At 60.0% G+C, this 11,468-nt stretch carries 10 protein-coding genes and 1 tRNA gene; 5 read left to right on the top strand and 6 right to left on the bottom strand.

The genetic code is table 11. The annotated features are described in order from the left end of the window. Window positions 1–14 precede the first annotated feature (14 nt). Window positions 15–1,322 carry a guanine deaminase gene (guaD, locus tag ACN0WV_RS00490; protein WP_417602942.1) on the top strand — a complete coding sequence of 436 codons (1,308 nt, stop codon included), beginning with the start codon at window positions 15–17 and terminating at the stop codon, window positions 1,320–1,322. A 376-nt stretch (window positions 1,323–1,698) separates the two neighbouring features. Here the strand turns inward: guaD and ACN0WV_RS00485 are convergent. The 5 genes from ACN0WV_RS00485 to tgt all read right to left on the bottom strand — a co-directional run bounded on the left by ACN0WV_RS00485 (window position 1,699) and on the right by tgt (window position 6,496). Continuing rightward, window positions 1,699–1,773, bottom strand: a tRNA-Val gene (locus ACN0WV_RS00485). Between the two features lie 19 nt (window positions 1,774–1,792). Next, window positions 1,793–2,224: an HU family DNA-binding protein gene (locus ACN0WV_RS00480; protein ID WP_417602940.1), complete on the bottom strand. Its 432-nt coding sequence runs from the start codon at window positions 2,222–2,224 to the stop codon at window positions 1,793–1,795. 193 nt (window positions 2,225–2,417) lie between these two features. Next, the gene (gene lon, locus ACN0WV_RS00475) at window positions 2,418–4,823 is read right to left on the bottom strand and encodes an endopeptidase La (protein ID WP_417602938.1); all 2,406 of its coding nucleotides are present in this window, start codon (window positions 4,821–4,823) and stop codon (window positions 2,418–2,420) included. A 270-nt stretch (window positions 4,824–5,093) separates the two neighbouring features. Beyond that, window positions 5,094–5,243: a hypothetical protein gene (locus ACN0WV_RS00470; protein ID WP_417602936.1), complete on the bottom strand. Its 150-nt coding sequence runs from the start codon at window positions 5,241–5,243 to the stop codon at window positions 5,094–5,096. Between the two features lie 125 nt (window positions 5,244–5,368). Beyond that, entirely contained in the window at window positions 5,369–6,496 is a 1,128-nt protein-coding gene (gene tgt, locus ACN0WV_RS00465; RefSeq protein WP_417602934.1) for a tRNA guanosine(34) transglycosylase Tgt, read from the bottom strand. Window positions 6,497–6,621: 125 nt separating this feature from the next. Between tgt and rimK the strand changes: the two genes are divergently transcribed. From rimK to tpiA, 4 genes are all read left to right on the top strand, one after another. Next, window positions 6,622–8,034, top strand: a complete 1,413-nt coding sequence (rimK, locus tag ACN0WV_RS00460; protein WP_417602932.1) for a 30S ribosomal protein S6--L-glutamate ligase — start codon at window positions 6,622–6,624, stop codon at window positions 8,032–8,034. Window positions 8,035–8,278: 244 nt separating this feature from the next. Further along, complete coding sequence (locus ACN0WV_RS00455; protein ID WP_084352610.1) at window positions 8,279–8,641, top strand: SUF system Fe-S cluster assembly protein; 363 nt, start codon at window positions 8,279–8,281, stop codon at window positions 8,639–8,641. A 208-nt stretch (window positions 8,642–8,849) separates the two neighbouring features. Beyond that, entirely contained in the window at window positions 8,850–9,236 is a 387-nt protein-coding gene (locus ACN0WV_RS00450) for a HesB/IscA family protein (RefSeq protein ID WP_417602930.1), read from the top strand. A 130-nt stretch (window positions 9,237–9,366) separates the two neighbouring features. Then, window positions 9,367–10,122, top strand: coding sequence for a triose-phosphate isomerase (tpiA, locus tag ACN0WV_RS00445; protein WP_417602928.1), 756 nt, complete (start codon window positions 9,367–9,369; stop codon window positions 10,120–10,122). A gap of 66 nt (window positions 10,123–10,188) precedes the next feature. On the opposite strand, the gene ACN0WV_RS00440 is transcribed toward tpiA, so the two are convergent. Beyond that, complete coding sequence (locus ACN0WV_RS00440; protein ID WP_084352614.1) at window positions 10,189–11,466, bottom strand: TRAP transporter large permease; 1,278 nt, start codon at window positions 11,464–11,466, stop codon at window positions 10,189–10,191. Window positions 11,467–11,468: the final 2 nt, after the last annotated feature.

The raw sequence follows: 11,468 nt of genomic DNA, 5'->3' as shown, positions 1-11,468 counted from the left end.
AAAGGAACCGCACCATGACCGCAACAACCCTCTTGACCGGGCAGACCCTGACATTCAACGCCCGCCCCGGCCTGACCAGCCCTGAGGGCGCAGCGATTTACGACAGTGCGGGGGGCGTGCTGATCAAGGGCGGGAGGATCGTGGCGACCGGTTCCGCGTCAAAGCTGCGTGCCGCCCACCCGGATGCCGAGGAAATCGCTTATGGCGATGCGCTGATCCTGCCCGGCTTTGTCGATGCGCATGCGCATTATCCGCAGACCGCGATGATCGCAAGCTGGGGCAAACGGCTGATCGACTGGCTCAACAGCTATACCTTTCCCGAAGAGATGCGTTTTGGCGATCCCGCCTATGCTTCAGAGATCGCCGGTCGCTATCTTGACTTGTTGCTGGCACATGGCACCACGACGGTGTGCAGCTTTTGCACCGTGCATCCGCAAAGCGTCGACGCGTTCTTCGAGGCGGCGCAGGCCCGTGGGATGCGCGTGCTGGGCGGCAAGACCTGCATGGACCGCAACGCGCCGGACGGCCTGACCGACGATCCGCAGCGCGCTTATGACGAAAGCCGCGCGTTGCTGGACCGGTGGCACGGGGTGGACCGTCTGGGTTATGTCATCACGCCGCGCTTCTCGCCGACCTCGACGCCAGAGCAGCTGTCGGCACTGGGGGCATTGTGGTCAGAGAACCCCGATTGCCTGATGCAGACCCATCTGAGTGAGCAGACCGACGAGATCGCCTGGGTAAAACGACTCTTCCCGCAGGCGCGCGATTATCTCGATACCTATGAAATGCACGGGTTGCTGGGCGAAAACGGGCTTTACGGTCATTCAATACATTTGGAACCGCGCGAACGCGACCGGCTGGCAGAGGTGGGCGCAGCTTTGGTGCATTGTCCAACCTCCAACACGTTCATCGGCTCTGGCCTGTTCGACATGGCCGGCCTTGTCGCGGAAGGCCAGCGCATTGGGCTGGCCACCGATACCGGCGGCGGGTCGGATTTTTCAATGCTCCGCACGATGTGCGCGGTCTATGAGGTGGCGCAGTTGCGCGGTCAGCCCTTGCATCCGGCGTTTCTGTTGTGGCTGGCAACGGCCGGTTCGGCAGAAGCCCTGCGTCAGGGCGAGCATATTGGCGCTCTGGCACCGGGGATGGAGGCCGACATCTGCGTTCTGGATCTGAGTTCCACACCGGCAATCGCGCAGAGATCCCGCCGCGCAAACGACATTTGGGAAGCAGTGTTCCCGACTATAATGATGGGCGACGACCGCGCCATCCGTGATGTCTGGATCGGTGGAAACCGGGTTTTTCCACAAGGAGCGCGCTGAAGCGCACAACCTGTCACACTGCCCTACGGGCAGCGCCGAGAAGGCGATCAAGCGCATCTCTGCCCTCCATACTGTGGAAAGAGGCACGATACGAACCTGTTGAAGAACGCGTAGCCCTGCGGCAGGAAAAGACGAAGCGGGCATTTGACGATCTTAAAACATGGCTCTCGCCGAAATTTCCTAATATCTCTGGAAAATCGATGTTGGCAGCAGCCATCGATATGCGCTCGGCCGCACCCCAAAGGCGCGGGCACATTTCAAAAGCCGCTTTCTTGAACGGGACAACAATATCTGTATGCGCTCAATCACCCGGCGACTCTCGGACGCAAGGATTATCTGTTCATGTGATCACGGGCGGCGGTGACTTACAGAAAAATGGTGGGTGATAAGGGATTTGAACCCCTGACATCTTCGATGTGAACGAAGCGCTCTACCACTGAGCTAATCACCCGTTGCGCCGCGTCTTAGCGTCAGTCTTCGGTCTGTGCAAGAGGATCCTTGCCGCCGACTTGTGCCGCATTGTTCTGGCGCAGATGAAGCGTCGAGACCTGCGCATTGCCGACCAGTTTGCTACGCTTGATCTTGATCTTGCCCATCGGTTGCAGGTTGACCTCGCGCCCTGCTTTCAGCGCCTCGCCCAGAACAGCAAGGGCTGCCTCGATCGCGGGCTTGGCATCACGTTTCTTCACATCGCAGCGCGACACGACAAGTTCGATCAGCTCTTTCTTGCGAAGCTCCGATGCCACGTCGCCTATGGCCGAAACTCGCAGGCTCTCGGCCTCGACTGCGGCGATATAGGTTTGCGCCGGGGCCTGCGCTTTGGCCGCTGCGGGTTTCCTGGCTGTCGATTTTGCAGAAGTGGTTTGTGTGCCTGTCGTGCTGGGTGTGCGGGAAACTGCCATAGTTGCTATTCCTACCTTTATTCTGCCGATGATCATCAGCGACTGCGTTATTCCAAGGTCTACACAGTTTACGGATGACGATCCACCAATCCGGTGAACTTCTGTCGTCAACACTTTGCCGATGCCCCACGCAGAATGAAAAATGGGCACGCCGAAGCATGCCCATTTCAGTCTTGCTTGTGTTCGCCAGCGATCAGTGCGCAGTCGCCTGCGGGCCTTTCCCATCGACTGATAACGCAGCGGCGGCGGCTTCTTCGGCGGCCTCGTCCCATTCGATCGGTTCCGGGCTGCGGATAAGCGCGCGTTCCAGCACCTCTGACACATGGCTGACCGGGATGATTTCCAACCCGCTTTTGACGTTATCGGGAAGCTCGACCAGATCCTTTTCGTTCTCTGCCGGAATGAGCACGGTCTTGACCCCGCCTCGCAACGCCGCCAACAGCTTTTCCTTGAGCCCGCCGATCGGCATCGCGTTACCGCGCAGCGACACCTCGCCCGTCATGGCGATGTCCTTACGCACCGGAATCCCGGTCAACACCGACACGATAGACGTGACCATTGCCAGACCGGCCGAAGGACCGTCCTTGGGCGTGGCACCGTCCGGAACGTGAACGTGGATATCCCACTTCTCAAAACGGGGCGGTTTGACCCCGATCTGCGGACTGATCGACCGCACATAGCTGGATGCGGCGTCAATCGACTCTTTCATCACGTCGCCCAACGTGCCGGTGGTCTTCATCCGGCCCTTGCCCGGCAGGCGCAGCGCTTCGATATGCAACAGATCGCCACCGACGGAGGTATAGGCAAGGCCCGTCACCACGCCGACCTGATGCTGTTCTTCCGTCAGTCCATAGCGGTGTTTCCGCACGCCGAGGAAATCATCAAGATTGTCCGATGAAACCTCAACCTTGTCGGTTTCGCGCTTCACGATCTTCGTCACGGACTTCCGTGCCAGCTTGGCCAGTTCCCGCTCCAGATTCCGCACACCGGCTTCGCGTGTGTAGTAGCGAACGATGTCGGTGATCGCTTCGTCGGTCACCTCGAACTCGCCCTTCTTCAGACCGTGGTTCTTGACCTGCTTGGACAGCAGATGCCGCTTGGCGATCTCCAGCTTTTCATCCTCGGTGTAGCCCGACAGCGGAATGATCTCCATCCGGTCAAGCAACGGCCCAGGCATGTTATAGCTGTTGGACGTGGTGATGAACATCACGTTGCTGAGGTCGTATTCCACCTCAAGATAGTGGTCCATGAACGTAGAGTTCTGTTCCGGATCAAGCACTTCCAGCATCGCCGAGGCAGGGTCACCGCGGAAATCCTGCCCCATCTTGTCGATCTCGTCGAGCAGGATCAGCGGGTTTGTCGTCTTCGCCTTTTTCAGCGCCTGAATGATCTTGCCCGGCATGGAGCCGATATAGGTCCGGCGGTGGCCGCGGATCTCGGATTCGTCGCGCACGCCGCCAAGGCTGATGCGGATGAATTCGCGGCCCGTGGCCCGCGCAACCGACTTACCCAAGCTGGTTTTGCCGACGCCCGGAGGGCCGACAAGGCACATGATCGGGCCTTTCAGCTTTTTCGAGCGTTGCTGCACTGCGAGATATTCAACAATGCGTTCCTTGACCTTGTCGAGGCTGTAGTGATCGTCGTCCAGCACCTTCTGAGCCCGACCCAGATCTTTCTTGACGCGGGACTTCACACCCCACGGGATCGACAGCATCCAATCAAGATAGTTGCGAACCACCGTTGCCTCTGCGGACATCGGCGACATGTTTTTCAGCTTCTTGATCTCGGCATCGGCCTTTTCGCGCGCTTCCTTGGACAGCTTCGTGGCAGCCACGCGCTCTTCCAGTTCGGCGACTTCGTTCTGGCCGTCCTCACCGTCGCCAAGTTCCTTCTGAATGGCCTTCATCTGCTCATTCAGATAGTACTCGCGCTGAGTTCGCTCCATCTGGCTCTTGACGCGGGTCTTGATCTTTTTCTCGACCTGAAGGACGGACATTTCGCCCTGCATCAGGCCATAAACCTTCTCCAGCCGTTCGCTGACGGACAGCGTTTCCAAAAGCTCCTGCTTTTGCTCGACCTCGATGCCCAGATGGCCGGCCACAAGATCGGCCAGTTTGGCAGGCTCGGTCGTGTCGGAGACCGCGCTCAGCGCTTCTTCGGGGATGTTCTTCTTGACCTTGGCATAGCGTTCGAACTCGTCGCCAACGGTGCGCAGCAGCGCGGAAATCGCTGCCGTGTCACCGGGGATCTCGGTCAGATACTCTGCCGAAGCCTCGAAAAAATCATCATTATCGACATAGTCGGTGATCCGCACCCGCGCCTGACCTTCGACCAGCACCTTGACGGTGCCATCGGGAAGTTTCAGCAATTGCAAGACGTTGGCAAGCACGCCTGCACGAAAAATACCGTCGCTGTCGGGATCATCGACGGCAGGGTCAATCTGGCTGGACAGCAGGATCTGCTTGTCATCGGCCATCACCTCTTCCAATGCCCGGACAGATTTTTCACGTCCGACAAACAGCGGCACGATCATATGCGGGAACACCACGATATCGCGCAGCGGCAGCACTGGATAGGATGCGTTGAGGGGCTGTTGCATGCTCATTCCTTATTATTGGCAAGACGGTCTGGCCCCGAATTTCGGCAGCGCTGTCCGTCTCCTGTCTGGTCTCAAGATTTGGGGCCTAGTGTCCCCGTTTTCAACCGTCTCCACGTTTTCACGCCAGAATGACCGCGTGACACGGGGACCGCAACCACGCAATTGTGGGTAAAGCCAAAAAACGGCAACCTGCGCACCCGACGACAACCCGTCGAATGAGCAGGTGTCGGTCCCACCAACAAGGGCCACGGTCGCAACAACCCAAAGTGTCTAACTATCGGCGTTTTTTGTCAGCAGGTCTGCATTTGCAGAACTCATGCACAGTACATGCGTCGGCGCGGCGGGCGGTGCCTGCGTGCAGGTCTGGCCACCTGTGCTGCTGTCGATCCCGGTCATTTCCGGCGAGGTGCCGCCAATCATCGCGAGATGTATGGCCCAAACCGACCGAATGGAAAAAGCCGTTTTCCTTCCCCGCCGGAACTGGACAAGACTCCGATGACGGCCGCTACTGTTGGAAGATCTCTGTGCGGATCCAACAGTAGTGGCTAGAGCTTTTCGATATCGCCCATCTCACGCTGGCGGTGGAACTCGGCCTCCCAATCGGCGAACCTGCCTTGGGCAATGGCATCCCGCATGCCTTGCATGATTTCTTGGTAGTAATGCAGATTGTGCCAGGTCAGCAGCATACCTGAAATCATCTCCTGCGCCCGGAAAACGTGATGTAGATAGGCGCGTGAATAGCCTTGGCAGGTCGGGCAAGAGCAATCTTCATCCAAGGGGCGTGGGTCGTCGGCATGGCGCGCATTCTTGATGTTCACCTGCCCGCGACGTGTCCATGCCTGCCCGGTGCGCCCAGACCGCGACGGCAGCACGCAATCCATCATGTCGATGCCCCGCTTGACGGCACCAACGATGTCATCGGGTTTGCCCACGCCCATCAGGTAGCGCGGCTTGTCAGTGGGAAGCATCGCAGGCGCATAGTCCAGCACGCCGAACATCGCCTCCTGCCCCTCGCCCACGGCCAGCCCGCCCACCGCGTAGCCGTCAAACCCGATGGCGGTCAGCGCTTCGGCGCTCTCGGCGCGCAAATGTTCCGTCACGCCCCCCTGCATGATGCCGAACAGCGCATGCCCCGGCCGGTCGCCAAACGCATCGCGGGACCGCTGCGCCCACCGCATCGACAGGCGCATGCTTTCGGCCACGCGCTTATCATCGGCAGGCAGTGCGGGGCATTCATCGAAACACATCACGATGTCGGACCCCAGAAGCTTCTGGATCTCCATCGAGCGTTCCGGCGTCAGCTCATGCTTCGATCCGTCGATATGGCTGCGGAAGGTCACGCCTTTTTCGGTCAGCTTGCGCAGATCGGCAAGGCTCATCACCTGAAAGCCGCCCGAATCCGTCAGGATCGGCCGATCCCAATTCATGAACTTGTGCAGCCCGCCCAGACGCGCGATCCGTTCCGCACCGGGGCGCAGCATCAAATGATAGGTGTTGCCCAGCAGGATGTCAGCGCCGGTCGCGCGCACCGAGTCCGGCATCATTGCCTTGACCGTGGCCGCGGTGCCCACAGGCATGAAAGCCGGTGTCCGAATGTCCCCTCGCGGGGTCGAGATCACACCGGTCCGCGCCGCGCCGTCCGTGGCAGTGAGAGAGAAGGAAAATCGCGTCATGCGCCCTCCTTTGCAGCAAGCGACGCAGCTTGCCAAGCCCCCCAGCGTCGGGGCGCATTGTCTTGCGGGAAGCCGCTTGGCTTGATAGGTGCGGAAACTTACGCTTCACGCGAAGGACACACGTCATGACGGAAACACTGACCTTCGGCTGGGAGGAGTGGGTCGCCCTGCCCGACCTCGGATTGCCTGCGCTGAAAGCAAAGGTCGATACCGGCGCGCGGACCTCGGCCTTGCATGCATTCGATATCGAGACCTTCGGCCCGGCAACGCGCCCCAAAGTGCGTTTTACCATCCATCCGATTCCGGGACGCGATGATCTGATCATCCCCTGTTCCGCCACGATTATCGACCGCCGCGACGTCACTTCGTCAAATGGCGAGGCCGAACCACGCTATGTCATCTCGACGCCGATGACCGTCGGCGACGAAAGCTGGAACATCGAAATCACGCTGACCAATCGCGCCAATATGGTCAGCCGGATGTTACTGGGCCGGCAAGCGCTGAAAGACCATATCCAGATCGTCGCAACCGATCGGTTCTGCCAACCGGAACTCAGCTATGACGTGTATCATTCCACCAAGGTTCGCAAATCCGCGCCCAACCGTGCGCTGCGCATTGCCGTTCTCAGCCGCGAGAACAATTACTCCACCCGCCGCCTCGTCGAAGAGGGCGAAGAGCGTGGACATTCGGTAGAGGTCATCGACACCACGCGCTGCTACATGGCGATCAACCAGCTGGCCCCCGAAGTGCATTACGACGGCAAACGCCTGCCCCGCTATGATGCGGTCATCCCGCGCATCGGCGCGTCCATCACGCCCTATGGCACGGCCGTGATCCGGCAGTTCGAAACCATCGGCACCTATTGCTTGAACGGCTCGGCAGGCATCACCGCCAGCCGCGACAAACTTCATGCCCACCAAGTGCTGGCCTCGCAGAAGATCGGGATGCCGACAACCGCCTTCGCTGCCAGCCCCAAGGACACGTCCAACCTGATCGGACTGGTCGGACAGGCCCCGCTGATCGTCAAACTGCTCGAATCCACCCAGGGCAAAGGCGTCGTCCTGGCGGAAACCAAAAAGGCCGCCGAATCCGTCATCGACGCATTTCGCGGCCTGCGCGCAAATTTCCTGGTGCAACAATTCGTGAAGGAATCCGCAGGCGAAGACATCCGTTGTCTGGTGATCGCGGGCAAGGTCGTGGCCTCGATGAAACGCACCGGCGCCGAAGGCGATTTTCGTTCCAACCTGCATCGCGGCGGCAGCGCCACATCTGTACGCATCACCAAAGAGGAACGCGACACCGCCCTGCGTGCCGCCCGTGCCTTCAACCTTGGCTTGGCCGGCGTCGACCTTCTGCGCTCTGACACGGGCCCAAAGGTACTGGAGGTCAATTCCTCACCCGGCCTGGAAGGCATTGAAAAGGCCTCGAACAAGAACATTACCGGTCTGCTCTATGACAGCATCGAGGCCCGCGCCCGCCCCGCCCCGGTACGGCGCAGAAAGCTACCTGCCAAATCCAGCCAGCCGCCTACGACCTGACCTCTCACCTCCCCCCCTGTCAATTCTCATTGGCAAAAATACTCCGGGGAGGGTGAGGGGCTGGCCCCTCACTCCTGAACGTGCCACATCCACCGCCGCCCGGTCAGCACGGCGACGTCGCCCCCCAAAAGCCCTGTTCCCCTATCTATGGCCCAAAATGCCGCGCGGCATCTTTCCATCCGCCCCTTTACCCGGCACCTCCCATTTCCTATATGTTTGGTCAGGAAAGAACAGGACAGCCCAAATGAATGACGCGCAACCGCCCATGGAGGGCACGCCGCTGATCGAGCCATCCAGCACGGACCACCCGCTATATGACAGCGTGGTGGAAGCGTGCCGCTCGGTCTATGACCCTGAAATCCCCGTAAATATCTATGACCTCGGGCTGGTCTACACAATTGATATAAGCCCCGAAAACGAGGTCCGCGTTGTGATGACGCTTACCGCACCCGGTTGCCCGGTGGCAGGCGAGATGCCGGGATGGATCGCCGATGCGGTCGAACCGCTGCAAGGGGTGAAGCAGGTCGATGTGGATCTGACTTGGGAGCCGCCTTGGGGCATGGAGATGATGTCCGACGAAGCAAGGCTGGAACTGGGCTTCATGTAAGCAAGCGCGCCGCTTCGCCCCGCGCAACGCACTGATAGGCATCAACAAACCCTCGTGGTCTATATTGTGTCCAGCGGCGTCAATCGCGGTCAACGAAATCCGGCCGACCCCGCCAGATGCCAACGTTTCGCTTGAGCAGTGCCGCGGATCTCTTGAGAAATTCGAAACCGGGACCTATCTTGAGGTCAAGGCAAGGAGATATATCGAAATGTTCGGCATTCCCGGAAAGTCCCCGATCAGCATGACCCCCAATGCCATTCGCCAGATCACCCGGTTGATGGACAAGGAAGGGCGCGCCGGTTTGCGCATCGGCGTCAAGAAGGGCGGCTGCGCGGGCATGGAATACACCATGGACTATGTCGATCAGGCAGATCCGAATGACGAGGTCGTTACCCAAGACGGGGCCTGCATCATGATTGCGCCGATGGCCCAGATGTTCCTGTTCGGTACCGAGATCGACTACGAGACTTCGTTGCTTGAATCCGGATTTCGCTTCAACAACCCCAATGTTGCCGATGCTTGCGGCTGCGGCGAATCCATCAAGTTCAAGGATGTTGAAGAACTGGATCCTGACGCGATCACCACAACGCGCTAGGGGCTTTTCCTGCGCCGCCAACGCGATATTCCATCTCTGATCGCGTACCCTTCTGTCCCCACAAGCCGCTTGCCCTTGACGGCCCGTCTTACGCCGCCATGATGTGCGCAAATCGCATGAAGGGACCGAGATGAGACGCAAACTTGCCGCCGGAAACTGGAAGATGAACGGTACTGCCGCCGCTCTGGAAGAGTTGGCGGAGATCGCCAATGGCCCCGAGCCCGCCGCCTGCGATGTGCTGATCTGCCCGCCTTCGACGCTGTTGTCACGCGCCGCCGAGGCAATCCAAGGTAAACCTGTCTCCATCGGCGGCCAGGATTGTCATGCCGAGGCCACAGGCGCGCATACCGGCGACATTTCCGCGGCCATGCTGGCGGATGCGGGGGCAACCCATGTCATCCTGGGCCATTCCGAACGGCGTCAGGACCACGACGAGCATGACGACGCCATCCGCGCCAAGGCCCGTGCCGCGTTTGACGCGGATTTGATCGCCGTGATCTGTGTAGGTGAAAGCCTCGCAGAGCGCGAAGCGTCAAACACGCTCGACATCATTGGCGGGCAGCTTTCAGGGTCTGTCCCCGACAGCGCCACCGGGCATAATCTGGTGATCGCCTATGAACCGATCTGGGCCATCGGCACCGGCAAGGTTCCGACCACCGACCAAATCGGCGAGGTGCATGATTTCATCCGCACGCGACTGGAGCGGCGCTTTGGCGCGGGCGTCGGGCGGTCGGTCCGTATCCTCTATGGCGGGTCGGTCAAAGCCTCGAATGCCGAAGAGATTTTCGCGGTGTCGAATGTCGATGGCGCACTTGTCGGCGGGGCCAGCCTGAAGGCCTCGGACTTCCTGCCGATCATCGCCGCACTGGACGCGAGCGCGACATAGCCGGACCTTTACTTACGCAGGAATTTGCCGCGCGCCCCTCGGGTCGCGCGGCGTTCTTTTGTCAGGTCAGGGGATCAGCACCGAAGGCAACCATGTGGCCAGCGCGGGAATGTAGCTGACGGCCAGCAGCACCAGAATATTGGTCGCAAGGAATGGCAGGATGGCCACCACCACCGGGGCCAAAGGCAGGCGCGCGATGCCCGCGCAGACAAAAAGGCACACGCCCACCGGCGGCGTTGTCAGACCAATCATCAGGTTCAGCACTGCGAAGGTGGCAAAGTGCAACGGGTCAATCCCCACAGCCTGCGCCAGCGACAGAAGCGGCACAAACAGGATGATCAGTGCGGCAATTGTTTCCATGAACATGCCGACGAACAGCAACAGCAGGTTGATGATCAGGATCACCATGAACTTGTTGCCTGTCAGCGAAAGCACGCCCTCGGCGATTGCCTGCGGGATGTGTTCCGACACCAGAATCCAGCCAAACACATTGGCAAAGCCCACCAGCGCAAGGATACCCGCGGCCGACACTGCACTGTCCACCACGATGCCCGGCAGTTTGGACACTTTCAGCTCGCGGTAGATGAAGGCCCCGACCATGAAGGCATAGACAGAGGCAACAACGGCGGTTTCCGTCGGTGTGGCAAGGCCCGACAGCAGCCCGTAGATGATCAGGAAGGTCATTGCCAGCGCCCAGAAAGCCCCACCGAAGGACCGGACGACCTCACCCGCACCTTGCCACGGCTGGCGCGGAAAATCGCGGCGCGCCGAGATCACGAAACACGTCACCATCATCGCCAGCCCCATCAGGATGCCCGGCACAGCACCCGCCAGGAACATCTTGCCGACCGAGATACCGGACAGCGCGCCGACAATAATCATCGGCACAGAGGGCGGAATGATCGGCCCGACGGTCGATGAGGCTGCGGTGACTGCGGCAGCGAAATCAGCGGGATAGCCCGCTTTCTTCATCCCCGGTATCATCACCCCACCGATCGAGGCCGCATCGGCCACAGCCGTGCCGGTGATGCCACCGAACAGCATGGAGGCAGCGATGTTTGTCAGACCCAGCCCGCCGCGGATCCAGCCGACCAGCGAATTGGCAAAGCGGATGATACGCTCTGTTATGCCGCCCTGATTCATCAGGTTGCCCGCAAGGATGAAGCCCGGAATCGACAGCAGCACGAAAACATCCATGCCCGCATACATCTTTTGCGGCATGACGACGGGCGGTATCCCCGCCAGCAGCAGATAGGCCAGCGACGAGACCCCAAGCGTGATCGCGACCGGAACGCCAGCGACTAGGCCGCCGACGAAGACCAGAAACAATACAGTGACATCCATTG

The organism is Primorskyibacter flagellatus, from assembly GCF_048268605.1.
GTDB classification, from domain to species: Bacteria; Pseudomonadota; Alphaproteobacteria; order Rhodobacterales; family Rhodobacteraceae; genus Primorskyibacter; species Primorskyibacter flagellatus.
Note: the sequence above shows the minus strand (reverse complement) of the source record. Positions and strands in the feature narration are given on the sequence as shown.